21 protein-coding genes are annotated in these 26,260 nt (G+C 67.5%); 17 read left to right on the top strand and 4 right to left on the bottom strand.

What is annotated here, in order from left to right; translation table 11 throughout:
- The first annotated feature begins 2 nt into the window (after window positions 1–2).
- Together iolB and OU682_RS05175 are read left to right on the top strand one after the other, a co-directional pair.
- The gene (gene iolB, locus OU682_RS05180; protein ID WP_268941007.1) at window positions 3–812 is read left to right on the top strand and encodes a 5-deoxy-glucuronate isomerase; all 810 of its coding nucleotides are present in this window, start codon (window positions 3–5) and stop codon (window positions 810–812) included.
- A 71-nt stretch (window positions 813–883) separates the two neighbouring features.
- Entirely contained in the window at window positions 884–1,384 is a 501-nt protein-coding gene (locus OU682_RS05175; RefSeq protein WP_371832206.1) for a cell wall hydrolase, read from the top strand.
- A 219-nt stretch (window positions 1,385–1,603) separates the two neighbouring features.
- Here the strand turns inward: OU682_RS05175 and OU682_RS05170 are convergent, their stop codons facing one another.
- The 3 genes from OU682_RS05170 to OU682_RS05160 all read right to left on the bottom strand — a co-directional run bounded on the left by OU682_RS05170 (window position 1,604) and on the right by OU682_RS05160 (window position 3,695).
- Window positions 1,604–1,861: a hypothetical protein gene (locus OU682_RS05170; RefSeq protein ID WP_268941006.1), complete on the bottom strand. Its 258-nt coding sequence runs from the start codon at window positions 1,859–1,861 to the stop codon at window positions 1,604–1,606.
- 77 nt (window positions 1,862–1,938) lie between these two features.
- Entirely contained in the window at window positions 1,939–2,973 is a 1,035-nt protein-coding gene (locus OU682_RS05165; protein ID WP_268941005.1) for a tyrosine-type recombinase/integrase, read from the bottom strand.
- 38 nt (window positions 2,974–3,011) lie between these two features.
- A complete protein-coding gene (locus tag OU682_RS05160) occupies window positions 3,012–3,695 on the bottom strand; it encodes an SDR family NAD(P)-dependent oxidoreductase (protein ID WP_268941004.1) in 684 nt (227 codons plus the stop codon).
- 116 nt (window positions 3,696–3,811) lie between these two features.
- Between OU682_RS05160 and OU682_RS05155 the strand changes: the two genes are divergently transcribed.
- The 15 genes from OU682_RS05155 to ligD all read left to right on the top strand — a co-directional run bounded on the left by OU682_RS05155 (window position 3,812) and on the right by ligD (window position 25,199).
- Window positions 3,812–4,729 (top strand): dihydrodipicolinate synthase family protein, encoded by a 918-nt coding sequence (locus OU682_RS05155; RefSeq protein WP_371832205.1) that lies wholly within the window; start codon window positions 3,812–3,814, stop codon window positions 4,727–4,729.
- A gap of 1 nt (window position 4,730) precedes the next feature.
- Window positions 4,731–6,236 (top strand): aldehyde dehydrogenase, encoded by a 1,506-nt coding sequence (locus OU682_RS05150; protein WP_268941003.1) that lies wholly within the window; start codon window positions 4,731–4,733, stop codon window positions 6,234–6,236.
- Window positions 6,236–7,579 (top strand): NAD(P)/FAD-dependent oxidoreductase, encoded by a 1,344-nt coding sequence (locus OU682_RS05145; protein WP_268941002.1) that lies wholly within the window; start codon window positions 6,236–6,238, stop codon window positions 7,577–7,579. Before OU682_RS05150 ends, OU682_RS05145 begins: the two co-directional genes overlap by 1 nt.
- A gap of 29 nt (window positions 7,580–7,608) precedes the next feature.
- Complete coding sequence (locus tag OU682_RS05140) at window positions 7,609–8,550, top strand: LysR substrate-binding domain-containing protein (protein WP_268941001.1); 942 nt, start codon at window positions 7,609–7,611, stop codon at window positions 8,548–8,550.
- Between the two features lie 236 nt (window positions 8,551–8,786).
- Entirely contained in the window at window positions 8,787–9,641 is an 855-nt protein-coding gene (locus tag OU682_RS05135; RefSeq protein ID WP_268941000.1) for a glycine betaine ABC transporter substrate-binding protein, read from the top strand.
- 61 nt (window positions 9,642–9,702) lie between these two features.
- Window positions 9,703–10,776 carry a quaternary amine ABC transporter ATP-binding protein gene (locus tag OU682_RS05130; RefSeq protein WP_268941103.1) on the top strand — a complete coding sequence of 358 codons (1,074 nt, stop codon included), beginning with the start codon at window positions 9,703–9,705 and terminating at the stop codon, window positions 10,774–10,776.
- A 9-nt stretch (window positions 10,777–10,785) separates the two neighbouring features.
- Window positions 10,786–11,613 (top strand): ABC transporter permease, encoded by an 828-nt coding sequence (locus OU682_RS05125; RefSeq protein WP_268940999.1) that lies wholly within the window; start codon window positions 10,786–10,788, stop codon window positions 11,611–11,613.
- Complete coding sequence (locus tag OU682_RS05120) at window positions 11,613–12,443, top strand: ABC transporter permease (RefSeq protein ID WP_268940998.1); 831 nt, start codon at window positions 11,613–11,615, stop codon at window positions 12,441–12,443. Before OU682_RS05125 ends, OU682_RS05120 begins: the two co-directional genes overlap by 1 nt.
- A gap of 470 nt (window positions 12,444–12,913) precedes the next feature.
- On the top strand, window positions 12,914–13,942 hold the full coding sequence (locus tag OU682_RS05115; RefSeq protein WP_268940997.1) for a glycosyltransferase: 1,029 nt from the start codon (window positions 12,914–12,916) through the stop codon (window positions 13,940–13,942).
- Window positions 13,939–16,275, top strand: a complete 2,337-nt coding sequence (gene glf, locus OU682_RS05110) for a UDP-galactopyranose mutase (protein WP_268940996.1) — start codon at window positions 13,939–13,941, stop codon at window positions 16,273–16,275. Before OU682_RS05115 ends, glf begins: the two co-directional genes overlap by 4 nt.
- Window positions 16,276–16,282: 7 nt before the next feature.
- Window positions 16,283–18,373, top strand: a complete 2,091-nt coding sequence (locus OU682_RS24100) for a glycosyltransferase (RefSeq protein ID WP_329609774.1) — start codon at window positions 16,283–16,285, stop codon at window positions 18,371–18,373.
- The gene (locus OU682_RS05095; RefSeq protein WP_268940995.1) at window positions 18,363–19,463 is read left to right on the top strand and encodes a zinc-dependent alcohol dehydrogenase; all 1,101 of its coding nucleotides are present in this window, start codon (window positions 18,363–18,365) and stop codon (window positions 19,461–19,463) included. Before OU682_RS24100 ends, OU682_RS05095 begins: the two co-directional genes overlap by 11 nt.
- The gene (locus OU682_RS05090) at window positions 19,460–21,742 is read left to right on the top strand and encodes a glycosyltransferase family 4 protein (RefSeq protein ID WP_268940994.1); all 2,283 of its coding nucleotides are present in this window, start codon (window positions 19,460–19,462) and stop codon (window positions 21,740–21,742) included. Before OU682_RS05095 ends, OU682_RS05090 begins: the two co-directional genes overlap by 4 nt.
- Window positions 21,743–21,815: 73 nt before the next feature.
- Window positions 21,816–22,679 carry a non-homologous end joining protein Ku gene (gene ku, locus OU682_RS05085; RefSeq protein WP_268940993.1) on the top strand — a complete coding sequence of 288 codons (864 nt, stop codon included), beginning with the start codon at window positions 21,816–21,818 and terminating at the stop codon, window positions 22,677–22,679.
- Between the two features lie 3 nt (window positions 22,680–22,682).
- Complete coding sequence (gene ligD / locus OU682_RS05080; protein WP_268940992.1) at window positions 22,683–25,199, top strand: DNA ligase D; 2,517 nt, start codon at window positions 22,683–22,685, stop codon at window positions 25,197–25,199.
- A gap of 167 nt (window positions 25,200–25,366) precedes the next feature.
- On the opposite strand, the gene ku (OU682_RS05075) is transcribed toward ligD, so the two are convergent.
- Complete coding sequence (ku, locus tag OU682_RS05075; protein WP_268940991.1) at window positions 25,367–26,170, bottom strand: non-homologous end joining protein Ku; 804 nt, start codon at window positions 26,168–26,170, stop codon at window positions 25,367–25,369.
- Window positions 26,171–26,260: the final 90 nt, after the last annotated feature.

The raw sequence follows: 26,260 nt of genomic DNA, 5'->3' as shown, positions 1-26,260 counted from the left end.
GGATGAGCCATCTTCTTCGCAAACCCTTCGGCACCCATGGCAAGGTGCATCAGATCACGCCGCAATCGGCGGGCTGGCGATACGTGGGCTTCTCGCTCTATCGCCTGCGCGCGGGTGAAACGGCGGCCGAGGCGACCGGCGACAACGAGGCGATCCTGGTGATGGTCGAGGGCAAGGCGCGCATGGAGGCAGCAGGGCAGGACTGGGGCACCCTGGGCGAGCGGATGGATGTCTTCGAGAAGACCCCGCCCCACTGCCTTTACGTGCCCAACGGCCAGGAGTGGCGGGCCGAGGCCGCGACGGACTGCGTCGTCGCCGTCTGCAGCGCGCCGGGCCGGGGCGGACACGCGGCGCGGCGGATCGGCCCCGAGGGCATCACGCTGACGCAGCGGGGCAAGGATTCCAACACCCGCTGGATCAACAACATCGCCATGGAGGCCGAGGATTTCTGCGACAGCCTGCTGGTGACCGAGGTCTTCACGCCCGCCGGCAACTGGTCCTCTTATCCCAGCCATCGCCATGACGAGGACGACTTTCCCCGCATCACCTATCTGGAGGAAACCTATTACCACCGCCTGAACCCCCGCGACGGCTGGGGCATCCAGCGTGTCTATACCGACGACGGCGCGCTGGACGAGATGATGGCGGTTCGGGACGGCGACGTGGTGCTGGTGCCGCGCGGCCACCATCCCTGCGGCGCGCCCCACGGTTTCGAGATGTATTACCTCAACGTCATGGCGGGCCCGCGCAGGGCATGGCGGTTCATAGCCGCCCCCGAGGTCGAAAGCGTCATTGCAAGGGACAGTGCCTAAGGGCGTCAGCTTGCGGCGGCGTCCCGGTTCTTGCTAAGCCTACTGCAACAACAAGCAGGCAGGGGCAGGCGATGACGATGATCCCAAGGTTTCGGGCGGGGCTTTCCCTTGCCGTGGTGCTGGTGCTGGCGGGCTGCGGCTTCGGGCATCGCATGTCCGAGCAGGAATGCATGGAACGGGCGATGTATTTCGAATCGAACCGGTCCAGCCGCGATGGCATGGTCGCGGTGGGCAGCGTGGTCATGAACCGGGTGCAATCCGGCCAGTATCCCCGGTCGGTCTGCGGCGTCGTCGGGCAGAAGAACCAGTTCGCCCCCGGCATCATGAAGCGCAAGATGAACCTCAAGACTGCGCCAAAGGTGCGCGAGGCCGCCCGGTCCGTCCTGCGCGGCGAACGCCATCCCCTGGTCGGAAATGCGATGTTCTTCCATACGGCGGGACACCGCTTCCCCTATGACAACATGCATTACGTCTTGGTGACGGGCGGCAATGCCTTTTACGAAAAGCGACGCAACTATCTGGTGACGCGCCCGGTTCCGCCGCATCCGATCGAGGGCATCACGGGGCGTTAGTCCCCGCGTCCCGCAGTGTGCCGTCCGGCTCGGCCTCGACCATTCCCCGCGCTCGGCTGAGATGCAGGCGGCCTCCAGCGGGTGCATGTCGGGATCTCGATGCCGCCGAGCGGCCTTGGAGACCGCCGGGCGCGGGGCGGCCTGGCCGGTTCCGAGGGCACGCCCGGCAGTCAATCATGGACACTCCGCGAGTGACGGGCACCCCGCAACTGCCGTTGGTCAAACCGACGAGGGCTGAAAACGCTGCAGCGTCAGTTCGATCTTTCCGTGGGCATCCTCGGCTTCCCCGTGAGGCTGGGCGCTTTTCAGCATGACCTTCTCGGTCTTGCCGTCGATCTCGATCTGGCCCTTGTGCAGGCGGTCCAGTTCATCGGCGCCGATCCCGGCATCGGTCTGGAAGCGGATGTAGTCGCCCCCGGATTCGGCCGTCCCTTCCAGGGGCGGCAGGCCGTCGAGTGTCAGTGTGGCCTTGCTCATGCGCTTTTCCTTCCTGATGCCTTGCCCCCGGTCAACACCGGGGAGGGGTGGGGCGTTCCCGGACCGGGCGCGAGGCGCTATCCCAGCAGGTCGGCGGCCGGATTGTCCGCGATCTCGATATCCGCATAGTAGCGCTGCGCCTGTGCAGGGCTGCGGTGCAGGGACAGGGCCATGGCTGCGGGCAGGGGGGCGCCGTCCAGCGCCGCCTGCGTCAGAAAGCCGGACCGCAACCCGTGGGCGCTGGCGAAGTCGGGCGGATAGCCCGCCAGAACCAGCCGGTGGCGCACGACCTCGCGGATCCCCTCGGGGCCGAGGCGGCGTTCCAGCACGCGGTCGGACAGGCTGACGGGACGGAACAGGGGGCCACCCTCAATGCCCGCCACGGTGATCCAGGCCATCACGGCGCGGGCCGGGCGGCCCTTCAGCGGCAGGCGGGGCGCCATGTCGGGGCGGGTGGTCTTGGTCGAAAGCAGCCGGATCCGCAGCAGGCCCTGGGCCTCGAACTCCCGCCGGTCCACGTCGTCCAGGTTCAGGGCCGAGATCTCGGACCTCCGCCGCCCGCCCGAGGCCCAGCCCAGCATCAGCAGCGCCTTGTCGCGCAATCCCCGGTGGCTGTAGTCGCAGGTGGCCAGCATCGCCTCCAGCACCGGCCGGGTGATGGGGTTGTCGGACTTGCGCGCCCGTGGCCGCGCCGCCGCGCGACGGGCGCGGGCGCGGGCCTGCGACACAAGCGGCGTCTCGAAGGGCGAGGCCAGGTTCTGCATCCGGTGGAAGGCCCGCCAACTGGCGATGCGCCGGTCCAGCGTCGCGGGGGCGGGGCAGGCCAGCGACCGGCGCAGCCCCGCCGCGATCAGCGCCAGCGCCGCGTCCTGGGCGGCGCCAGGGGCATCCGTCAGGTCCTGCGAATGATCCAGAAGAAAGCGCAGCGCGACGGGCTCGGTTTCCGGCCAGTCCAGCGGGGTGCCAAAGGCCGCCTGCTTCCAGGCGGTGATATAGGCAAGGTCGCGTTCCCAGGCTCGCAGCGTGTTGGCAGGCGTGCCGCGGCGATACAGCGCGGTCAGCGCCTCGGCTTGCTCGGCAGACAGGGAGAGGGGGGAAAGGGGCAAATCCATGCGCGCAGAATGCGGCGGATCAAGGCGCCAGCGCAAGCCTACCAGGGGATCGGGGCGCCGAAGCGGTCCAGGAAGCTGCCGCTTTGTTCGGGGGTCAGCCGGTCGATGCTGTCCAGCAGCGCGGCGGCGGCCTCGGCCGGTTGCTGGACCTGCAGGCCGGTCTTGGAGAATTTCCCCGACAGCCCCGTCGCCACAGTGCCGGGATGAAAGGCCGCGCAGATGGCCTGCGGATGCGTGCGGCGCATCTCTATCGCCGCCGTGCGAATGATCTGGTTCAGCGCGGCTTTGGAAGCGCGGTAGGAATACCAGCCCCCCAGCCGGTTGTCCCCGATGCTGCCGACCTTGGCCGACAAGGCGGCGAACACCGCCCGCCGGTCGCGGGGCATCAGCGGCAGGAAATCGCGCAGGACCAGCGCCGGGCCGATGGCGTTGACGGCAAAGGCGGTCGCCATGGCGGCGGGGTCCAGGCTGCGGATGGTCTTTTCCGGCTCGATCCCCGGACCGTGCAAGAGGCCGCTTGCCACGATGATCAGGCCGGGCGCGCCAATGGCACCCACCCGCCGCGCCGCCTGCGCGATGCTGCCGTGGTCTGTCAGGTCCAGTTCAGGCCGCGACAGGCCCAGGACGAAGCGAAACCGGCCCCTTGCCTGCAAACCCTCCAGCAGCGCGGCGCCGATGCCGCCCGATGCGCCGATCACCACCGCCACGCCATCCTGGTCCATCGCCGCCCTCTGCATAGTTTTTCTAATGCAGCATTCCAGAATATTCTCCTTTGCGGCAAGGGCTGGCCAGGGCGTAGCAGTTGCGAAATCACGATTGCCAACAGGAGGCCGCGCCCATGACCCCCCGGATGGTGCTGGAAGGCATCTACACCCCGCTGATCACGCCATTTCACGCGGACGGGTCGTTCGATCTGGACGCGCTGGCCGACCTGATCGAGCGCCTGATCGGCGCCGGCGTCCACGGCCTGATCTCGGGCGGATCGACCGGCGAGAACTATGCCGAAACGGCCGAGGAGCGGCTGGAACTGGCCCGCTTCATCACCGAGCGCACCAATGGCCGGGTGCCCGTCATCGTCGGCACCGGCGCCATGCGCACGCCCGACAGCATCGCCCTTGCCCAGGGCGCGCGCGCGATGGGCGCGGACGCGATCCTGCTGGGCACGCCGCCCTATTCCGTCCCGACCGAGACGGAGAACGCGCTGAACGCGCTGGCCATCGACCGCGCCGCCGACCTGCCGATCATTCTTTACAACTATCCCGGGCGGATGTCGGTCGAGATGGGCCGGGAATTCCTGGACCGCGTGGGCCGGTCGAAGAACGTCATCGGCATCAAGGAAAGCTCGGGCGACATCAACCGCGTCCACCTGCTGGCGCGGGATTATCCGCATATCCAGATGTCCTGCGGCATGGACGACCAGGCGCTGGAGTTCTTTGCCTGGGGCGCGCGCAGCTGGATCTGCGCGGGGTCGAACTTCCTGCCCGAGGAGCACATCGCGCTGTATCGGGCCTGCGCGGTCGATGGAAACTTCGACAAGGGCCGCCGGATCATGTCGACCATGCTGCCCTTGATGCGCGTCCTGGAACAGGGCGGCAAGTTCATCCAGTGCGTCAAGCACGGGGTCGAGGTCACGGGCCTGCGCGCGGGCCCCATGCGCCCGCCGCTGAAGGGGCTGAGCAAGGATGAAAAGCGCGCGCTGGAACAGGTGATCCGCACGCTGAAAACCACCGTCAAGGCGATCATGGAAGGGAACTGAGATGAGCGATCTGTTGACCACCGGGGAATACAAGTCCATCGCCGCATCGCTGGTGCTGCCGCAGAACGCCTTCATCGACGGCGGCTTCCGCCCCGCAATCGGCGGCAAGACCTTCACCACCACGAACCCGGCCACGGGACAAGTTCTGGCCGAAGTGGCCGCCTGCGGATCCGCCGACGTGGATCTGGCCGTCGAGAAGGCGCGCGAGGCCTTCGAGGATGGCCGCTGGTCGCGTATTCACCCGGCCCAGCGTAAGGAAGTGCTGATCAGGCTGGCCAAGCTGATAGAACGCAATTCCCGCGAACTGGCGGTGATGGAAAGCCTGGACGCGGGCAAGACCATCTATGACTGCGAAACGGTGGACGTGCCGGAAACGATCCATGTCATCAGGTGGCACGCCGAACTGATCGACAAGATCTATGACCAGGTGGCCCCGGCATCGGACAACCACATAGCCATGATTGTGCGCGAGCCTGTGGGCGTCGTGGGCCTGGTGCTGCCTTGGAACTTTCCGCTGCTGATGCTGGCCTGGAAGATCGGGCCTGCGCTTGCCGCCGGTTGCTCGGTCGTGGTCAAGCCTGCGGCCGAGACATCCTTGACCGCGCTGCGCGTGGCGGAACTGGCGGTCGAGGCCGGGCTGCCGCGCGGCGTCCTGAATGTCGTCACCGGCTCGGGTGCGGATGTGGGCGAGCCGCTGGGCCGCCACCCCGACGTGGACATGGTCAGCTTCACCGGATCGACGGTGACGGGCCGCCGCTTCCTGCATTATTCGGCGGAAAGCAACCTCAAGGAGGTCGTGCTGGAACTGGGCGGCAAGAACCCTTGCATCGTGCTGGACGATGCCGAGGATCTGGATGCCGTCGCGGCCCATGTGGTCAACGGCGCCTTCTGGAACATGGGGCAGAACTGTTCCGCCGGGTCGCGCCTGATCGTGCACCGCGACATCCAGGACAGGCTGATGGAGCGGATCAATGCCCATGCCCGCGAGTGGATCGTGGGCGATCCATTGGATCCGCAGGTGCGTGTCGGCGCATTGGTCAGCCCCGCGCATTTCGGCAAGGTCAGCGCCTATCTGGAAGCCGCGCAGTCCGAGAAGATCCTGCTGGGCGGCAAGTCGCCCGCCAACGGCTTCATCGAGCCGACCATTGTCCAAACTGCGCGCGATTCCAAGCTGGCGGTCGAGGAAATCTTCGGCCCGATCCTGACCGTGGTGCAGGTCAACAGCTTCGAGGAGGCCATCACGGTCGCCAACGACACCGAATACGGGCTAGCGGCATCCATCTTCACCGCCAACGGCAAGCGGGCGCTGCGCGGGGCGCGGATGCTGCGGGCCGGCACGGTCACGGTCAACAGCTTCGGAGAGGGCGACATCACCACCCCCTTCGGCGGCTACAAGCAGTCGGGCTTCGGCGGGCGGGACAACGGGGTCCATGCCCATGACCAGTACACCCAGCTGAAGACGATCTGGCTGGACCTGACCGACCACTCGGACACAGGCCTAGACTGATGGCCCGGCACGACGCCAGCCGCACGCCCGTCTTCAACGGCCCCGCCGGGTGGAGCGTGATCCTGCCCCCCGTCGCGCCCCGCGCGCGGCTGGAAGGGCAGGCGGGCTGCGACATCGCCATCATCGGCGGCGGCTTCGCGGGTCTGTCCGCCGCCCGAAGGATCAAGCAGATCGATCCCGGCCTGGACATCGCCATCCTGGATGCCGCGCGGATTTCCGAAGGCGGCACCGGGCGCAATTCGGGCTTCATGATCGACCTGCCGCACGAGCTGACCTCGGGCGATTATGCGGGGGCGGGCGACAGCCACGACCGGCAGCTGACACGGCTGAACCGGAAGGCGATCGACTTCGCGGGCCAGGCCGTGCAGGACTATGGCATTCCCGAAGGCTATTTCCAGCGGACCGGCAAGATCAACGCCGCCGCATCCAGACCCGGCATCGAGGGCAACATCCACTATGCGGCGCACCTTCGCGAGTTGAAGGAGCCGCACGAGATGCTGGACGCGCAGGCCATGCGCGAGATCACCGGGTCCGGCTATTACCAGGGGGGTCTCTACACCCCCGGGACGGCGATGCTGCAACCGGCGGGCTATGTGCAGGGCCTTGCCGCAGGGCTGGAGCGCGAGGGCGTGCGGATCTACGAGAACTCACCCGTCACGCGCATCGAAAGCGCCAACGGCTGGAGCCTGGCGACCGAGCGGGGCGAAATCCGCGCGCCCAGGGTCATCATGGCGAACAACGGCCACCTGGAAAGCTTCGGCTTCAAGCGCGGGCGGCTGATGCATGTCATGCTGAACGCCTGCATGACCGAGGAACTGCACCCTGACGCCATCCGCGCGCTTGGCGGCCGTGAATTCTGGGGCGCGACGCCTGCCGATCCGATGGGCACCACCGTGCGCCGCATCGGCCCGGCGCAGGGCGGCAACCGCATCGTGATCCGGCAGGGCGGCTATTACCGGCCCAGCATGCAGACCAGCGCGGGCGACCTGGCCCGCACCGTGCGGGCGATGCGCAGGAAGTTCGACGACCGCTTCCCGATGCTGAAGGGCATCCGCTTCGAATATTCCTGGTCCGGCCACCTGTGCCTGGCGCGGAACAACGTGTCGGTCATGCGGGAGTTGGAGCTGGGGCTTTTCGCGGCCTGCGTCCAGAACGGGCTTGGCACCGCGCGGGGCACGCTGACCGGCATCGGCGCGGCGGAACTGGCCATGGGCCGGCAAAGCGACATCACCGCCTTCTTCACCGCCGAGGCGGAACCAGTGCGCCTGCCGCCCCATCCCTTCGACACCATCGGCGCCAATGCCTATATGCGCTGGAAAGAATGGCAAGCGCGGCTAGAATGATCCCCCGTCAACAAGGGGGTCCCGCCGCCATGCCGCCCATCAAGCGCCGCTATCTGCCCTCGCTCGGGTCTTTCGCGACGTTCGAGGTGGCGGCCAAGCACCTCAGCTTCACGCTTGCGGCGCGCGAGCTGAACGTGACGCAGGGCGCGATCAGCCAGCAGGTCCGCCTGCTGGAACGCGCGCTTGGGGTGGACCTGTTCCTGCGCAAGCACAATGCGCTGGAACTGACGCCGGAAGGCATCAGCCTTTACGCCGCGGTCACCGACGGGCTGGACACGATCAGCGCCGCCGTGTCGGTCATCGCGGGGGACGAGGGGCCGGAGACGATCACCATCTCGGCCACCGACGGAATGGCCAGCTTCTGGCTGAAGCCGCTGATCGACAGCTTCCGCGACACACACCCCGAGATCGGCTTCGTCGTGCTGGCGTCGGACGCCGACGACACCCTGCGCAACTATTCCGAGGTGGACCTGTCGATCCTCTGCGGCAACGAACGCTGCGAGGTGGGCGAGGAACTGCACTTCCTGTTCCCCGAGGTCGCCCAGCCTGTCTGCACCCCGGATTTCCTGGCGGCACATGGGCCCTTTGACGACCCCGGCGGCCTGAACCGCGTGAACCTGTTGCACCTGCACGACCGCCACTGGTCCGCCGACGCCATCGGCTGGCAGCCCCTTGGCTGGAAGGAATGGTTCCAGGCGCAGGGTGCGGCCTGGGCCGGGCGGCCGTCGAGCCTGTCCACGAACAAGGTCAACCTTCTGATGGCCGCGACCCTTGCCGGAGAAGGCGTGATGCTGGGCTGGCAGCACATGGTCCGCGCCCCGATCCGGGACGGCAGGCTGGTGCTGGCCCATCCCGGCCAATTGACCATCGGGCGCGGCAACTTCCTGAATGTCCGGCAGAAATCCCTGAAACGTCCCGCTGTTGCGGGGTTCGTGGATCACCTGCTGGCGTCGCTGAAGCAGCAGGGCTGATCTGCGCGTCCTTGCGCTAGAATTTCTAATGCACCGCCGCAGGATATTCTCGTTTGCCGCAGCGGCAACTGTTGGGGGATAACCGCTGGCAGCCGGAGAGGGGGATGCTCCGGACGGGCCGGCAAAGGCCGACCCGATCATCACAACCAGCAACCGGGCCGGAACCCCGCTTGCCGCGCGCCTCGCGCGGCGCCGGATCGTCACGGCCTGACGATTGGATAAACAGAGAGGATACCATGCGCACGTTCTTCAATGCGGTCCTGGCGGGCGCCGTCGCCTGGGGCCTTGCCGCCCCGGCCCTGGCGCAGGACGACAAGGTCATCCAGATGGGCACCATGGCCTGGGAAGACCTGACCCCGATCACCGGCATCACCAGGAAGGCGCTGGAGGACAAGGGCTATACTGTCGAGGTGACCGAGTTTTCCGAATGGGGCATCGCCTATGCCGCCCTGGCCAAGGGCGACGTGGAGATCATGGTCTCGCAGATCGACTATGCCGCGAACGATTACTGGCAGCGCAACAAGAACCGGCTCGAGAAGATTTCGCCGGTGTCGCACGGGCTGTACCAGGGCATCGCGGTGCCGAAATACGTGCCCGTCGATTCCATCGAGCAGCTGAACGAGAACGCCGACAAGTTCGGCGGCAAGATCATCGGGATCGAGCCGGGCGCCGGCGTGATGCGCGAAGCGGCCGATGTGGTGTCCGAATACGACCTGGATCTGCAACTGGTCGAAGGCAGCACCGCCGCCATGACCGCCGCGCTGAAGGCGGCCACCGACCGGCAGGAATGGGCCGCCGTGATCGTCTGGGAACCGTCCTGGATGGTCCAGAAATACGACACCAAGTTCCTGGCCGACCCCAAGGGGATCTTCGCCCCGGCCCAGGGCTATTATTGGATCGGGCGGGACGGCTTCTCGGCCGAGAACCCCGAGGCGCGCGAGGTCATCGCAGGCGTTTATGTTCCCCTGGCCGACATCACCGCGATCAATGCGGCCGTGAACGACGGCAAGACCATGGACGAGGCCGTCGCTGACTGGACCACGGCCCATGCCGACCTGGTCGAGCGCTGGAGCATCATCAAGTCCTACTGACACCATCCGGGCGGTCCAGGCGGCCGCCTGTTTCCTTGTCAACAAGAACAACAGGGTGGATATGGAAAGCAACGAGGTTCTGATCGACTGCCAGTCAGTCTGGAAGGTCTTTGGCGAACGCAGCAAAGAGGCGATCCGGTCTATCACCGAACGCGGCCTGACCAAGCGGGAAATCTTGAAGGAATATAACTGCGTTGTGGGCGTAGCTGATGCGACGCTTCAGGTGCGGCGGGGCGAGATATTCTGCATCATGGGCTTGTCGGGGTCCGGCAAGTCCACCCTGATCCGGCTGCTCAACCGCCTGATCGAACCCAGCCTTGGCACCGTCAGGGTCAAGGGCCGCGACCTGTCCACCCTGGACGCTGCCGCACTTCGCGAAACCCGCGCCCGCCACATCGGCATGGTGTTCCAGTCCGTGGCCCTGCTGCCGCAGCGCACCGTGCTGGAAAACGCGGCTTTCGGGCTGGAAGTGCAGGGCATCCCGCGCGACGAACGCAACCGCGCCGCCGAGACCGCCCTGGCCAAGGTCGGCCTGTCGGACTGGAAGCTGCGCTATCCGCGCGAGCTTTCGGGCGGGATGCAGCAACGCGTGGGCCTGGCGCGCGCCCTGACCGCCGACCCCGAGATCATCCTGATGGACGAGCCCTTCAGTGCCCTGGACCCGCTGATCCGCCGCCAACTGCAGGACGAGTTCCGCCAGCTGACCAAGGATTTGGGCAAGTCCGCCGTCTTCATCACCCATGACCTGGACGAGGCGATCCGCATCGGCGACCGCATCGCCATCATGAAGGACGGCGTGATCATCCAGGAAGGCACCGCCGAGGAGATCGTGATGAACCCGGCCGACCAGTATGTCGCCGATTTCGTCGCCGGCATCTCTCGCCTGCATCTGGTCAAGGCGCATTCGGTGATGATGCCGCTCGACCAATGGTGCCGGCAGTCCCCCGGGCTGTCGCCGGACAGCCTGCCGCGCTGCTCGCCCGAGGCCGATATTGATGCGCTGATCGGCAAGATCACCGGAACGGGCAGCGATGCCATCGCGATCGGGCATGGCGGGACCACCGTGGGGGTGGTGACGACCCGCAGCCTGCTGCTGGGCGTGCGGGGCGAATCTGACAACCGCGCGGCGGCATAGGGGGGCGGCATGGAAAGCTTTGTCACCACCTTCGACACCGTGGTCGATGACGCGCTGTTCTGGCTGTCCGACCACGCCGCCTTCATCTTCGATGGCATCCGCATGGTGCTGGAGGGGCTGTATGACGCCGTCCTGTGGCTGCTGATGCTCCCACCCTTCTGGGTGATCGCCCTTGTCGGCGGGCTGGTCGGCTGGCGCGTCCTTGGCTGGGGCTTCGGCACCGGCGGCGCGATTGCGCTGGCCGCCTGCGCCGCCATGGGCCTGTGGCCGGAAACGATGCAGACGCTGGCGCTGGTCGTCGCGGCCAGTGTCATCGCGCTGCTGATCGGCATTCCGCTGGGGGTGATGGCGGGGCTGATGCCGCGTCTTGACCGCACCCTGACCCCGGCGCTGGACCTGGTCCAGACGCTGCCGCCCTATATCTATCTGCTGCCCGCCATCGCGTTGATGGGCTATGGTCCCGCGACGGCGCTGGTCGCGACCGTCATCGTCGCGGTGCCGCCGGCGGTCCGCCTGACGGCGCTCGGCATCCGCCAGACCCCGGCCGAGTTCCTGGAGCTGGGTCAGGCGGTTGGCGCCAGCGGGGCGCAGATGTTCCTCAAGATCCGGCTGCCCTTTGCGATCTCCTCCATCATGGCGGGCATCAACCAGAGCCTGATAATGGCCTTCGGCATGGTGGTCATCGCCGGCATCGTAGGCTCGGGTGGCCTGGGCGAGACGATCTATGGCGCGATCCGCACCCTGGACATCGCGACCTCGATCAACGCCTCGATCGCCATCGTGGTGCTGACCATGCTTCTGGACCGCATGACCCAAGCCGCAGCGAGGAAATCGTGATGGACTTCAATCCCGGCGCCGTCCTGGCCCCCGTTGTCGATTGGCTGAATGCCAATTTTCACGGCTTCTTCGCCATCATCACCCGCATCATCGAAACCGTCCTGGGCAGCATCGAATCCGCCCTTCTGGTCCTGCCCGCCTTTGCGGTCATCGCCATTGTCGTGGTCGCGGGCTTCTTCGCGGCGGGCCTGCGGGTGGCGATCCTTGCGGGTTTCTGCCTGGGCTTCTGCTGGCTGGCCGGCCTGTGGGAGGCATCGATGCAGACCATCGCCCTGGTGGTCGTGGCCGTCGCCATTGCCGTCGCTGTCGCCTTTCCGCTGGGGATCCTGGCCGCCCGCCGCGCCCGCGTCGAGGCGGCGCTGCGCCCCGTCCTGGACGTGATGCAGACCGTGCCGCCCTGGGTCTATCTGATCCCGGCGGTGATGATCTTCAGCCTGGGCCGCGTGCCCGCGATCATCGCCACCATCGTCTACGGCATTCCGCCGATGCTGCGCTTGACGACGCTGGCGTTTCGGGGCGTGCCGAACGACCTGAAGGAACTGGGCCAGGCCATCGGCGCCAAGCCCCGCACGATCCTGTGGAAGATCGAGCTTCCGGCGGCCCTGCCCACGCTGCTGGTCGGCCTGAACCAGTGCATCCTGCTGTCGCTGGCCATGGTCGTGCTGGCGGGCCTGGTGGGCGCGGGCGGCCTCGGGGCCGAGGTGACGCGCGGCCTGACGCGGATGGAGATGGGCCTTGGCCTGCGCGCGGGCCTCGCCATCGTCGCGGTGGCAATCCTGGTCGACCGGCTGACCCGCGGCACCCTGGAACGCAAGTCCCGCGCGGCGTGAGCCCCTTTAGCTTGGATGGTGGCGGTAAAGCGGGGTGGATCTGTCCAGATGCGCCTGCACCGCCGCCACCGCGCCTAACCAGAAGATCTGGCGCCTGCTGGGCGTGGCGGCGGCATCCACGGACACCCGAACGGGCCTTTTTTGGGGGGGTCCAGGCGATCCGCCGCGCTTGGCAGGCTGCGGCCGAGGGCCAGACCTTGCGGGACGCTGCCAGGGACCACCCCGATCTGGCATCGCTGGCAAAAGGGGGGCGGCCAGGCACTGATAAATATCAATGCAACCCTCTGCGGTGCTGATGGTTGACACCTGCCCTTTGTGTTGGATGTCCCCATATGCCCGGTTGGATCGCTGCGGTTTCCGATTTCTGCTCGCAGGTTCCGCCCAGCGTTCCGCAATTTCCGCCTGATCCCGGCTTCTGGAACGCAAGCACGTCGCCCGCAAGCCGCGGTCGGCCTGACAGGATCGACGTCGTGGGTGGCTACCTGGAACGTTTGCCTTTGTCCGCTGTTGCAGACGGCATGGCCGATCATGCCGAGATATGGAGCTTTGCTGGCCGCGACGGCGAAGCGGACCGCGATGTCGGGCGCCCGAACGGCACGCCCGATCCCGACAATCCCGCCTTGGTCCGGCGGGTCTTCCGCGCCGATGGTTCCGCGCCCTATGCCTCGGCCGATGCGGTGGACTTCATCCGGGCCGTGGGCGCGCCGGATATCCTCTGTGTCTGGGGCCTGGGGGTGGACGCGGCGCTGCTGGATGCCTGCGCCACGTCGCTTAAGATCTACAACTCCATCGACGCGCCCGCGCTGCGGATCCCCGACGACCTGGCCGCGCGGTTCGACCTGTTCCTGACCGGCGCCGACTGGCAGTCGCGGGAAATCGAGGCGCGCGTGCCCGGCGCGCGGACGCTGGTGCTGCCGATCGGCCCCGCCTTCGCCTCGGGCGATACGTTCTTTCCGACGGGCGCGGACAAGGACCGGGACGTGGTCTATGTGGCCTGCGCACAGCCCTACAAGCGCCACGACATCCTGTTCGACGCCATGGCGCGCAGGCCCGGCACGCGCGGCCTGCTGGTCGTGGGCTATGGCCATCAGGCCGACGAGTTCCGCGACCGAGCCGCGCGCGAGGGGCTTGATCTGGAGATCGTCGGTCCCCCCGGCGTTTCCCATGACGAGGTGAACCGCCAGATCAACCGCGCCCGCGTGGGCGTGGTCTGCGGCGTGGATGACGGCGCGCCCGCGATCCTGACAGAATACCAGCTGGCTGGCCTGCCGGTCCTGGCCAATGCCCGGCTGTCCTGCGGGCTGCAGTTCATCACGCCCGAGACCGGCGCCGTCGCCCATGAGGGCGCCGATTTCGCCGAGGTCCTGGATATGCTGCTGCGCGATTACGCCCGTTACGACACGCGCGATGTCGCGCTGTCCCGATGGGGCTGGCGGCCCAGCATGGCCGTGCTGGCCCGGAAGCTCAACGAAATCCGCGATGCAAGGATGGTGCCATGAACGATGCCAAGACCCTGACCCCCCTTGCGCTTGCAATCCGGCCTGCGCTGATCTGCTTTTCGCATCTCCGCTGGGATTTCGTGCTGCAGCGCCCGCAGCACCTGATGTCCCGCTTTGCCGGCGACTACCGCCTGTTCTTCTGGGAAGAGGCCATCCCCACCGACCATCACCTGCCCTATCTGGAGTTCCACGCCTTCGAGGGCACGACGGTCCAGTCGGTCCGCCCCCGCATCCCCGCCCGCTGGTCGCCCGAGGATCAGGCCCGCGCGCTGTCGCGGCTTCTGGACCAGATGATGGGGCTTGCGGGCATCCGCCGGCCCGTCCTGTGGTTCTATACGCCGATGATGTGGCCCATTGCCGCCCATGTCGAGGCGGGCGCCGTGGTCTATGACTGCATGGACGAGCTGTCGGCCTTCCGCTTTGCGCCCCCCGAACTGGCCGCGAACGAAGCCGCGCTGATGAAGGCGGCGGATGTGGTCTTCACCGGCGGCCATTCGATCTACGAAGCGAAGGCCAGCCGGCACGGCAACATCCATCCCTTCCCCTCATGCGTCGATACGGCTCATTTCGCGCGCGCGCGCAAGGGGCTGGCGGAACCGGAGGATCAGGCGGGGCTGCCCGGTCCCCGACTTGGCTATTACGGCGTGATCGACGAACGGCTGGACCTGGAACTGGTCGCGGCCCTGGCGCAGGCGCATCCCGAATGGTCGATCGTGATGATCGGCCCGTTGGCCAAGATCGGCCCCGAGGATCTGCCGCGCGCGCCCAATATCCACTGGCTGGGCCAAAGGGGCTATAACCAGCTGCCCGCCTATCTGTCGGGGTGGGACGTGGCGCTGATGCCCTTCGCGATGAACGAGGCGACGCGCTTCATATCCCCCACCAAGACGCCCGAATATCTGGCGGGCGGCGTTCAGGTGGTGTCCACGCCCGTGCGCGACGTGGTGCGCCATTACGGCGAGGTGGCGGCCGTGCGGATCGCCGACGGTGCCGCAGCCTTCCTGCGCGCCTGCGAAGAGGCGCTGGCGCAGCGTGGCCGTCCCGAGGCATGGCGAGATGCGGCTGACCGGGTGCTGGCCGATCTCAGCTGGGACAGGACCTTCAAGCGGATGCAGGCCCATCTGGACCGGGCCTTGGGCAAGCATCCGGTCTCCGCCTCGGTCGTGAAGCTGCCGACGCCCCCGGTGCTGCGCGGCGCGAAGAAGCACGACGTGACGATCTGCGGGGCAGGCTTCGCGGGATCCGTGCTGGCGCGGCAATTCGCCGAGGTTTCGGGCAAGCGCGTGCTGCTGGTGGACCGGCGGCCCCATGTGGCGGGCAATGCCTTCGACTGCCTGGACGATGCGGGAATCCTGATCCACCGATACGGGCCGCACATCTTCCACACAAACAGCGACGACGTGTTCAACTGGCTGGGCCGCTTCACCGAATGGCGCCCCTACGAGCATCGCGTGCTTGCGCGGGTGGGCGACAAGTCCCTGCCCATGCCGATCAACCGCACGACGCTGAACGCCCTTTACGGGCTGGACATGCAGTCCGAGGCCGAGGCCGAGGCCTTCCTGGCCCGGCAGGCGCAGCCCGTGCGCGACATCCGCACCTCGCGCGACGTGGTGGTGAACGCCATCGGCACGGAACTCTATGAAACCTTCTTCCAGGGCTATACCCGCAAGCAATGGGGGCTGGACCCGTCGCAGCTGGACAAGTCGGTGACGGCGCGGGTGCCGACGCGGACCAATACCGACGACCGTTATTTCACCGACAAGCACCAGGCCATGCCGCGCGAGGGCTTCACCCGGATGTTCGAACGGATGCTGGACCATCCCAGGATCGAGCTTGCGCTTGGCACCGACTTCCACGACCTGGAACCCGCCGACAAGGGCAGGCTGGTGGTCTATACCGGCCCGATCGACGCCTATTTCGATCACCGCTTCGGCACGCTGCCCTATCGCAGCCTGCGCTTCCGGCACGAGACGCTGGACCAGCCGCAGTTCCAGCCCGTCGGCGTCGTCAACTACCCGGCCGAGGACGTGCCCCATACCCGGATCACGGAATACAAGCACCTGACCGGGCAGCAGCACGCCAAAACCTCGATCAGCTACGAATACCCCTCGGCCGAGGGGGATCCCTACTACCCGATCCCCCGGCCCGAAAACCAGGCGCTGTTCCGTCGCTATGACGCGCTGGCGGCGGCGGAACCGGGCGTGATCTTCGCGGGGCGGCTTGGCAGCTATCGCTACTACAACATGGATCAGGTGGTGGGCCAGGCGCTGGCGATCCACCGGCGCCTGACGGCCCAGCAGCCCGCCGCGGATGCGATGGTCCCCCTAGCGTGAGCGTCTGATGCGCTGCCTTTTGCTGACCGACAGTCCCGAGCCGTCGGGGGTGGGCGAGCATATGCTGACCCTAGCCGGGGCCCTGCCGCCGGGCATGGGGATGCTGGCCTTTCCCGACCATGCCGCCGGCCGCGCGCTGGCCGCGCGGGCGGCCGCCATGGGCCTGCCCGCGCAGGTCTTTGCGCCCGAGAATGCCCAAGCCTTCGTCGCGGCCAGCGGGCCGCGCATCGTCCATGTCCATGCGGGCATCGGCTGGGAAGGTCACGGGCTGGTCGCCGCAGCCGTCAGGGCAGGGCGGGCGGTGATCCGCACGGAACACTTGCCCTGGCTTCTGACCGATGCCTGCCAGATCGCCCATTACGCCGATGCCAGCCGGGGCGTGGACGCGGTGATTGCCGTGTCCGGCGCGGCGGCCGATGGCTGGCGCGCGGCGCTTGCGGCGATGGATTGCCACCTGCCGGTTCATGCGGTCCCGAACGGCACCGCCGCGCCCCTGCTGCGCCACGGGGGCGGGGACAGGCTGACCATCCTGTGCGTCGGCCGCTTCTCGCCCCAAAAGCTGCACCGGACGCTGCTGGTGGCGCTTGCGCGCCTGCGCCGCCGGGGGATCGCCGCGCGGCTGGAGCTGGTGGGGCAGGGGACCGGCAGCATTTGCCTGCGCCGCTGGGTCGCGCGGCTTGGGCTGGCCCGTGAGGTTCGCTTGCTTGGCCGGCGCGACGATGTGGCCGCGCTGATGGCTGACTCCGACCTGCTGGTCCTGCCCTCGGGCTTCGAGGGGCTGCCTCTGGTCCTGCTGGAGGCCATGTCCATGGGCCTGCCCATCGTCGCCACCGATGTCACCGGATCGGCCGAGGCCTTGGGTCCCGATCATCCCTGGCTGGTGCCGCCCCGCCGTTCGCGGCCCTTGGCCGACGCGATGGCGCAGGCGTTGACCGACAGCGCGGCCCGCGCCATCGTGGCCCGCAAGGGGCAAGCGCGCTGGAGAAAGCTTTTCACCGCCGACCGCATGGCGGCGGATACCGTGCGGATTTATCGCCGCGTCATGCGGCAGCGTGGAGAGGACGGAATGACCAAGACAAGGCTGGGCTTCATCGGCGCGGGCGGCATCGCGCATCGCCATTTCGGCGTCTTGCGCACCATGGATGACGTGGAGATCGCCGCCATCTGCGACCCCGACGAGGCTCGCGCCCGGCAGGCGGCCGAGGCGACCGGCGCCCGGTCCTATGGCGATCACGACTCCATGCTGGCGGCCGAGGATCTGGACGCCGTCTATATCTGCGTGCCCCCCTTTGCCCATGGCGCCCCCGAACGCGCCTGCATCGCGCGCGGCCTGCCCTTCTTTGTCGAAAAGCCCTTGTCGCTGGACATCGCCCTGGCCGAGGAGATCGGCGCCGAGGTCGAGAAAGCCGGCCTGATCACCGCCGTGGGCTATCACTGGCGCTATCTCGACACCATGGACGAGGCGCGCGGCCACCTGGCCCATAATGCCCCGCACCTGATCCAGGGCTTCTGGCTGGACCAGACGCCGCCCCCGCAATGGTGGTGGGACCATGACCGCAGCGGCGGGCAGGTGGTCGAACAGGCGACCCATGTGATCGACGCGGCCCGCTTTCTTGCCGGCGACGTGACCGAGGTCTTCGGCATGTCCGCCCGCCGCGACCGCGCGGATTTCCAGGGCCTGACCGTGCCCACGGCGACAGCGGCGACGCTGCGCTTCGCCAGCGGCGCGATCGCGAACCTGTCGGCCACCTGTCTTCTGCGCTGGAACCACCGCGTGGGGCTTCATGTCTTCGCCGACGGCATGGCTCTGGAGATCAGCGACCACGACATCATGGTGGATGTGGGCCGGGGACGCCCCGTGCGTCATGCCGAGGGCGATCCCGTCTGGCGCGAGGACCGCGATTTCATCGAGGCCGTCCAGGGCCACGAGAACCGCATCCGCTGCCCCTACGGGGAGGCGCTGATGACGCATCGCGTGGCCCTTGCGGTTGCACAATCCGCCCGCGAAGGTGCCCTTGTGAAGATGGAGGGGCTGCGGGCTGACCCGCAGCCCATCTTTCGTCAAGCCCCTGCGCCGGGTGCCCACGATGCCGCATGAGCATCGCCGCATCCGCTCGCTTGGCATCGAGCGTCCGGGCGAGCCCTACTTCTTCGGCTATGACGAAGGCCCGGCAGGCGACGGTCATGTGCGGCTGGACCTGCTCTATACCGGCCTGTCGGCGGGGACCGAGCTGACCTTTCTCAAGGGCTCCAACCCATATCTGCACAGCCGCTGGGACGACTGGCAGGGCCTCTTTATCCCCGGAGAGCCGTCCGCCCGTTTCCCCGTCAACTTCCTGGGCTACATGGAGACCGCCCGCGTCATCGACGCCCGCGCGCCCGGCTTTGCCGATGGCGACGTGCTGGCCACCACCTTCGGCCACAAGACCGGCCATACCGCGAACCCGGCCCATGACCTGCTGCTGAAGCTGCCCCAAGGCATGGACCCGATCCTCGGCATCTTCGTGGCGCAGATGGGGCCGATCGCCGCCAACGGCATCCTGCACGCCGATGCCGACCAGTTCGGCGCGGCGGTTCCCTTCCTGGGCGCGGGGGTCGAAGGACGCCCGGTCCTGGTCTGGGGCGGCGGCACGGTGGGGCTGTTCTGCGCGCTGTTCGCGCGTCAGGGCGGCGCGTCCGAGATCGTGGTCGTCGATCCCTCGCCCTTCCGGCAGGACATCGCCCGAAAGATGGGCTTCCTTGCCATGGCCGAGGACGAGGCCGTCCGCTACGCGAAATCCGCCTGGCACCACAAGGCCGGCGGGCGCGGGGCCGAATATGTCTTCCAGACCCGCGCGCGGTCCGACAGCCTCAACCGCAGCCTCCAGGCGCTGCGGCCCCAAGGGACGGTGATCGACCTTGCCTTCTACCAGGGCGGCATGGACGGCACGAGGCTGGGAGAGGAGTTCCACCACAACGGCCTTGCGATCCGCTGCGCGCAGATCAACCGGATGCCGCGGCAACTGGCCCATGCCTGGGACCAGCGGCGGCTGGCGCAGGAAACGCTGCGGCTGCTGGCCGCCGAAGGCGACCTGATCCGGCAACACATGATCACCCATGTCGTGCCTTACGACCAGGCGCCGGACTTCCTGCGCCGCCTGGTCGCGGAACGCCCCGATTTCCTGCAGATCGTGTTCGAGGCCCCATGAACGCAGACGATAATACGGCCTGGGGGATCGTTCCCCCCGACGCCTTCCCGCTGCCGAACCCGGATCATTCGCTGATCCGCATCACCTTTGTCATGGCCTGGCTGGTCGTGGGCGGTGAGGAAACGGAAATCCGCCTGCTGGCCCGCAACCTGCCGCGCGACCGCTATCGCATCACCGTCATCCCCTGCTTCCACAAGGAGGGGATGCCCCACCAGACCCATGAACAGCTGGCCGACCTGGGCGTGCATGTGGACACCACCGCTTATGGCCTGGGGTTCGAGGAAACCGTCGACTATCTGCGCCGCAAGCTGGCCGGGGCCGATGTGGTCGTGTCCTGCCAGGACGTGGCCGACATCTATCCCGCGCTGGAGCGCATGGCGCTGCGCCCGCCGCTGATCGAACATGGCGGACTGGTCCGCGAGGCCCTGTCGGGGCCCAAGCACTTCACCACCCGCTATGTCGGGGTCTGCGACAGCATCCGCGCGGCGGCGGCCTCAAGGATGCCTGACAGGCCCGGCGATGCGCTTGAAATTCCCTCGATGGTCGATCTGGAGGAATTCCGCCCCGAACGGCGCGACGACATGCGCGCAGCCTTGGGCATCGCGCCGGATGAGGTGCTGATCGGCTGGGTAGGGCGGCTGGACCGCAAGAAGCGGGTCGAGGATTTCATCGCCGCAGCCCTGCGCATCGCTGACGCCGCCCCAAACGCGCGCTTCGTGATCGTGGGCGGTCCCGACGCCTTCATGCCGGAATACGAACACGAACTGCGCCACATGGCCGAGCCCCTTGGCCACCGCATGATCTTCACGGGCGATCGCAAGGACGTGCCGGATTTGTTGGCGGCCATGGACATCTTCTGTTGGCTGTCGCGCGGCGAGGGGATGCCGCATGTCATCGCCGAGGCGGGCGCGGCGGGCCTGCCGGTCATCGCCACCGCCGACAACGGATCGGTCGAGCAGATCCGGGACGGGATCAGCGGGATCTTCGTCCCCCACGAGGACCCCGCCGCCGTGGCCGATGCCATGCTGCGCCTGCTGGCCGATGCGCCCCTGCGCGCGCGCCTTGGCGCCGCGCTGAAGGGCCATGTCCATGCGGCCTATTCCGCCCGGGTCGTGGTGCCGCAATGGCGGGCGCTGTTCGACCGGGTGCTGGCCGAACGCCCCGCAGCACCCCCGTACGACACCTTCGACAGCTTCGTCCTGGGCGGGTGGGAGGCATCGACCCACCGGCTGCGAAGCGGTCGCCGCCTTGATCTGATCGAGGCCGTGGGCCATGACGCCCACGCCGCGCAGGATTACCGGCAACTGGCGGGCCTTGGCATCCGCGCCTGCCGCGACGGCGCACGCTGGCACCTGATCGAGCGCGCGCCCGGGCGCTATGATTTCTCCAGCCTGACGCCGATGATGCAGGCAGCCCGCGACACCGGCACGCAGCTCGTCTGGGACCTGATGCATTACGGCTGGCCCGACGACCTGGACATCTGGAGTGCCACCTTTGTCGACCGCTTCGTCCGTTTCGCCCGGGCGGTGGCGCTGCATCACCGCGAACTGACCGATGCCGTGCCCTTCTGGTGCCCGGTCAACGAGATCAGCTTCCTTGCCTGGGCGGGCGGGGACGCGCAATATCTCAACCCCTTTGCCGCGCATCGCGGGTTCGAGCTGAAATGCCAGCTGGCCCGCGCCTCGATCGCGGCGATGCAGGAACTGCGCGCCGTCGATCCGCGCGCCCGCTTCGTCCATGCGGAACCGCTGCTGGCGATCCACCACGACCCCCACAACGGCCGCCCCCTGTGGGAGGCACATGGTTGGCATGACGCGCAGTTCCAGGCGTTCGACCTGCTGTCGGGGCGGCTGTGGCCGCAACTGGGCGGCGATCCGTCCTTTCTGGATATCGTCGGGGTCAACTATTACTGGAACAACCAGTGGATCCACGGCGGCCCGCCCATCGACATGGATCACTCCTTCTATCGCCCGCTGTCCGACCTGCTGGTCGAGGTGGCGGCGCGCTATGACCGCCCGCTGGTGATCGCCGAGACGGGGACCGAGGGCGCGCGCCGCGCATCGTGGTTCGCCTATATCCGCGACGAGGTCGCCCGTGCCCAGCAGCGCGGCGTCCGGGTCGAGGGGATATGCCTTTACCCGATCGCCAACCACCTTGGATGGGACGACGACCGGCTGTGCCCGAACGGCCTTCTGGGCCATGATCCGTCGGGCGGGATGCGCTCGGTCGAGTGGCCCCTGGCGCAGGAAATCGCGCGTGGCTCCATGGCGGCGGAATAGCGGGACGCAGCGCGCGTCGCTGGAACCCGGCCCGTTCCAAGCCGTTCAATTCAAGCGAACAGCGGAGGCGGCGATGGCACCCAGGGCAAGCTGGAAGGGATTCCTGAAGGTCGGAGAGGTCAGCTGTGCCGTGGGGCTTTACACCGCCGCCTCGACATCGGAGCGCATCGCCTTTCACACGCTGAACCGCAAGACCGGCAACCGGCTGAGCCGCGTCTTCGTGGACAGCGAGACCGGCAAGCCCGTGGACCGCGACGACCAGGTCAAGGGATACGAGATCGGGCCGGGCGACTATGTCGTGCTGGACCCGGACGAGGTCGCGTCCGCCGTGCCCGAAAGCGACAAGACGCTGTCCATCACCGCCTTCATCGGCTGCGACGACATCGACGACCTTTACTTCGACAAGCCCTATTACATCGCCCCCGCGGATGAGGGCGCGGTCGAGGCCTTCACGCTGATCCGCGAAGGGATGCGTGCCAGAAAGGTCGCGGCGCTGGCGCAGACGGTTCTGTTCCGCCGCGTCCGCACGGTGCTGATCCGCGCCCATGACGAAGGCCTGATCGGGACGACGCTGAACTTCGACTATGAGGTCCGCGACCCGGCCGAGGCCTTCGCCGACCTGCCCGACATCCAGATCAAGGGCGAGATGCTGGAACTGGCCGAACACATCATCAAGACCAAGCGCGGCAAGTTCGACCCCCGCGACTTCGACGACCGCTACGAGGCGGCGCTGGCCGAATTGGTCAAGGCCAAGATCGAGGGCCGGAAGATCCAGCCCCGCAAGGAGCCCAAGCCCGAGGAGGTGGTGGACCTGATGGCCGCCCTGCGCGAAAGCGCGGCCCTTGCCAAGCCCGTGCGGCGCACGACCAAGCCGCGCGGCGAGGGTCCGAAACGCAAGGCCCCGTCCCGCGCTTCGACCAGCAAGAAGGCCAGCTAGGACATGGCGGGACAATCCGGGGCCGGGCTGGAGGTTTACAACGAAAAGCGCGACTTCTCGCAGACGGCCGAACCGCGCGGGCAGAAAGCGAAGAAGGCGGGCCATGCCTTCGTGATCCAGAAGCACGCCGCCACCCGGCTGCATTACGACCTGCGGCTGGAAATGGACGGGGTGCTGAAAAGCTGGGCCGTGGCCAAGGGGCCAAGCCTGGTCGCGGGCGAAAAGCGCCTGGCCGTCCACGTCGAGGATCACCCGCTGGATTATGGCGACTTCGAGGGCACCATTCCCAAGGGCAATTACGGCGCGGGCGCGGTCATCGTCTGGGATCGGGGCGACTGGTCCCCCGTGGACGACGCGGCACGCGGCTATGCCAAGGGCCATCTGGAATTCGAACTGAAAGGCGAGAAGCTGTCGGGTCGCTGGCATCTGGTCCGGATGCGCGGCAAGCGCGGCGAGACGCGCGAGAACTGGCTGCTGATCAAGTCCGAGGACGCCGCCGCCCGCCCCGACGATGCCCCCGACATCCTGACCGAGCGGCCCGAATCCGTGAAGACCGGCCGCACGGTCGAGGATGTGGCCGAAGGCGCCGGGGACAAGTCGAAACCTGCCAAGCCGAAGCAGGCCCGGCGATCCCGCGCCAAGGACCCCAAGGCCCCGGCCACGGGCGCGAAGAAAGCGCCGATGCCCGATTTCATTGAACCGGCGCTGGCGACCTTGAAGCCCGCGCCGCCTGCCGGCGCCAGATGGCTCCACGAGGTCAAGTTCGACGGCTATCGCCTGCAGGCCCGGCTGGAGGGGCAGGAGGTCCGATTACTGACGCGCAGCGGGCTGGACTGGACCGACCGTTTCGGGTCCGAAATCACCGATGCCCTGCGCGCACTGCCTGCCGAATCTGCCATCATGGATGGCGAGCTGGTGGTGGAATCAGGGGCCGGATCGTCCGATTTCTCGGCCTTGCAGGCTGATCTGTCGGAAGGGCGGAACGACCGCTTCGTCCTCTACGTCTTCGACCTGATGTATCTGAACGGCTATGACCTGCGCGACGCGCCCCTGATCGCCCGCAAGGGGGCGCTGGAGGATCTGGTGGGCATGGAGCCGGGGCGGGTCCGGTTTTCCAGCCATTTCGGCGAAAGCGGGTCCATGGTGCTGCGCCATGCCTGCCGGCTCAGCCTGGAAGGCATCATTTCCAAGGAAGCGGACGCCCCCTATCGGTCGGGGCGCGGCAAGGGCTGGATCAAGTCCAAGTGCTCGGCCCGGCAGGAATTCGTGGTGGCGGGCTATGTGCCGTCCACCAGTTCTGACAAGCTGGTGGGCTCGCTGGTCCTGGGGGTGCATGAAGGGGGCAAGCTGACCCATGTGGGCCGCGTCGGCACCGGCTTTTCCCAGAAGATCGCCGAGGAGTTGCGCACGCGACTGGACGGGATGCGCATCGACAAAAGCCCCTTCGCGGGCAAGCTGACGGCGGACGAGGGCCGCGGCGTCCGCTTCGTGCGCCCCGAGTTGGTGGCCGAGGTCGAGTTCCGCGCCTGGACCGCCGACCGGCTGCTGCGCCATGCCTCGTTCCGGGGGCTGCGGGAGGACAAGCCCGCTTCGGAGGTCGTGCGCGAAAGCGGCCCCGCCAAGAAGACGCCGAACGCCCCCAAGCGCCGCGTGGCCCTGACCCATCCCGACCGCATCTATTGGCCGGACGAAGGCATCACCAAGGAAGGGCTGGCCGATTACTATGCCGAAGTCTGGCCGAAGATCGCCCCCTTCGTCGTCGGCCGTCCCCTGGCGCTGCTGCGCTGCCCCGGCGGGATCAACGGGCAAAGGTTCTTCCAGAAGCACGCCTGGAACGGCATCAACAAGCACATCGCCCTGGTCAAGGACCCCAAGGAAAAGGCCGAGGAGGCGATGATCGCCATCAACGACCTGGACGGGCTGATGGCCCTCGTGCAGTCGGCGGCGCTGGAGATCCATCCCTGGGGCTCCACGGTGGCCGATTGGGAACGCCCCGACACGATCACCATGGACCTGGATCCCGGCGAGGGCGTGGCTTGGGACGCCGTGATCGCCGGCGCGCAGGAGGTTCGTCAGCGCCTTGCCGATGCGGGGCTGGCGACTTTCGTCAAGACCTCGGGCGGGAAGGGGCTGCATGTCGTGGCGCCGTTGACGCCCAAGGCGGACTGGCCCGCCGTCAAGGCCTTCACCAAGGGGCTGGCCGACGCCATGGCGGCGGATGCGCCCGAGGCCTATGTCTCGACCATCACGAAATCCAAACGCAAGGGCCGGATCCTGATCGACTATCTGCGCAACCAGCGCGGCATGACGGCGGTGGCCGCCTATTCCACGCGCGCCCGTCCCGGCGCCACCGTGTCGATGCCTGTCGCATGGGAGGAACTGGACCAGGTCGGCCCCGGCTATTTCACGGTGGAAAACACGCCGAACCGGCTTGCCGCGCTGGCCCGCGACCCGTGGGAGGATCTCCGCGCCGCCGCCCGTCCCTTGGAGGTGAAGGCGCCGAAGCGGCAGAAGGGATAGAAACCGTTCACCGGCAGGGTGCAATCCGCAGGGTAGGGTGCGTTCTTGCACGCACCTTTACGGGGCGCATCGGTGCGTGCAAGAACGCACCCTACGGCTTCTTGGATATAAGGTGGGGTGTAACCCGCCCGGCAGCCTCGCTCCGCCAATCCCATGAATGGCGCTGTTCAGGCCCTGCCGCGCTGCCCTTCGGCCTGGATGCTTTTCTTCAGCGCGGTCATGATGTCGATGACATTATCCGGCGTTTCCACCTTCGGCGCCCGGCGGGCGGGCTTCTTCTTGCCCTTCTTCTTGGCCGCGATGATGTCCAGAAGGCGCGCCTGCACGGGATCGTTCACCATCCCGGCGTCCCAATGGGTGGTCCGTTCATCGACCAGCTTGCGCACAAGGGTCATCAGCTTCGCCTCGGGCTTTTCCGCCGTCAGCTTGTCGAAGTAATCGTCCTCGTCGCGCACCTCGTCGCCATAGCGCAGCGTCCACAGCACGATCCCCTTGTCGCGCGGCTTCAGCATCACCGCGCGCTCGCGGCGATACATCACCAGCCGGGATATGCCGACGGTGCCGGTCGCTTCCATGGCGTCGCGGATGACGGCAAAGGCTTCCTGCCCGACCTCGTCCCCCGGCATCAGGAAATGCGGCCTGTCGTACCAGACCCAACCGATCGAATGGTCGGGCACGAACATGTCGATGTCGATGGTCCGCGTGCTTTCCAGGGCGACGGCCTCGATCTCCTCGTCCTCGAGCATGATGTAGTCATCCTCGCCGCGCTCATAGCCCTTGACCTCATCCTCCTCCCGGACGGGGCGCTCGGTGACGGAATCGACATAATGGCTGGTGACGCGGTGGCCGGTCCTGGCGTTCAGCGTATGGAAGCGGACCTTTTCGCCCTCGGTGGTGGCGGGCATCATGGTGACAGGGCAGGTCACCAGCGACAGCTTCATGTAGCCTTTCCAGAACGTGCGCGGCGCCATGGCGGGGCTCCTTACCGGGACATGAACCAAAACGGCCACGGGCGGGCTTTGTTCCGCCTGCGGACAAGGGGGTCGCGGCCACCGCCGGCC

Source organism: Paracoccus benzoatiresistens, from assembly GCF_026913015.1.
GTDB lineage: Bacteria > Pseudomonadota > Alphaproteobacteria > Rhodobacterales > Rhodobacteraceae > Paracoccus > Paracoccus benzoatiresistens.
The sequence above is the reverse complement of the archived record's forward strand: the minus strand, read 5'-3'. Positions and strand labels throughout refer to the sequence as shown.

Bases quoted from the DNA above. Each gene is read 5' to 3' on its own strand.
- iolB (WP_268941007.1), top strand. From the start codon at position 3: ATGAGCCATCTTCTTCGCAAACCCTTCGGCACCCATGGCAAGGTGCAT.
- OU682_RS05175 (WP_371832206.1), top strand. From the start codon at position 884: ATGACGATGATCCCAAGGTTTCGGGCGGGGCTTTCCCTTGCCGTGGTG.
- OU682_RS05170 (WP_268941006.1), bottom strand. From the start codon at position 1,861: ATGAGCAAGGCCACACTGACACTCGACGGCCTGCCGCCCCTGGAAGGG.
- OU682_RS05165 (WP_268941005.1), bottom strand. From the start codon at position 2,973: ATGGATTTGCCCCTTTCCCCCCTCTCCCTGTCTGCCGAGCAAGCCGAG.
- OU682_RS05160 (WP_268941004.1), bottom strand. From the start codon at position 3,695: ATGGACCAGGATGGCGTGGCGGTGGTGATCGGCGCATCGGGCGGCATC.
- OU682_RS05155 (WP_371832205.1), top strand. From the start codon at position 3,812: ATGACCCCCCGGATGGTGCTGGAAGGCATCTACACCCCGCTGATCACG.
- OU682_RS05150 (WP_268941003.1), top strand. From the start codon at position 4,731: ATGAGCGATCTGTTGACCACCGGGGAATACAAGTCCATCGCCGCATCG.
- OU682_RS05145 (WP_268941002.1), top strand. From the start codon at position 6,236: ATGGCCCGGCACGACGCCAGCCGCACGCCCGTCTTCAACGGCCCCGCC.
- OU682_RS05140 (WP_268941001.1), top strand. From the start codon at position 7,609: ATGCCGCCCATCAAGCGCCGCTATCTGCCCTCGCTCGGGTCTTTCGCG.
- OU682_RS05135 (WP_268941000.1), top strand. From the start codon at position 8,787: ATGCGCACGTTCTTCAATGCGGTCCTGGCGGGCGCCGTCGCCTGGGGC.
- OU682_RS05130 (WP_268941103.1), top strand. From the start codon at position 9,703: ATGGAAAGCAACGAGGTTCTGATCGACTGCCAGTCAGTCTGGAAGGTC.
- OU682_RS05125 (WP_268940999.1), top strand. From the start codon at position 10,786: ATGGAAAGCTTTGTCACCACCTTCGACACCGTGGTCGATGACGCGCTG.
- OU682_RS05120 (WP_268940998.1), top strand. From the start codon at position 11,613: ATGGACTTCAATCCCGGCGCCGTCCTGGCCCCCGTTGTCGATTGGCTG.
- glf (WP_268940996.1), top strand. From the start codon at position 13,939: ATGAACGATGCCAAGACCCTGACCCCCCTTGCGCTTGCAATCCGGCCT.
- OU682_RS24100 (WP_329609774.1), top strand. From the start codon at position 16,283: ATGCGCTGCCTTTTGCTGACCGACAGTCCCGAGCCGTCGGGGGTGGGC.
- OU682_RS05095 (WP_268940995.1), top strand. From the start codon at position 18,363: ATGCCGCATGAGCATCGCCGCATCCGCTCGCTTGGCATCGAGCGTCCG.
- OU682_RS05090 (WP_268940994.1), top strand. From the start codon at position 19,460: ATGAACGCAGACGATAATACGGCCTGGGGGATCGTTCCCCCCGACGCC.
- ku (WP_268940993.1), top strand. From the start codon at position 21,816: ATGGCACCCAGGGCAAGCTGGAAGGGATTCCTGAAGGTCGGAGAGGTC.
- ligD (WP_268940992.1), top strand. From the start codon at position 22,683: ATGGCGGGACAATCCGGGGCCGGGCTGGAGGTTTACAACGAAAAGCGC.
- ku (WP_268940991.1), bottom strand. From the start codon at position 26,170: ATGGCGCCGCGCACGTTCTGGAAAGGCTACATGAAGCTGTCGCTGGTG.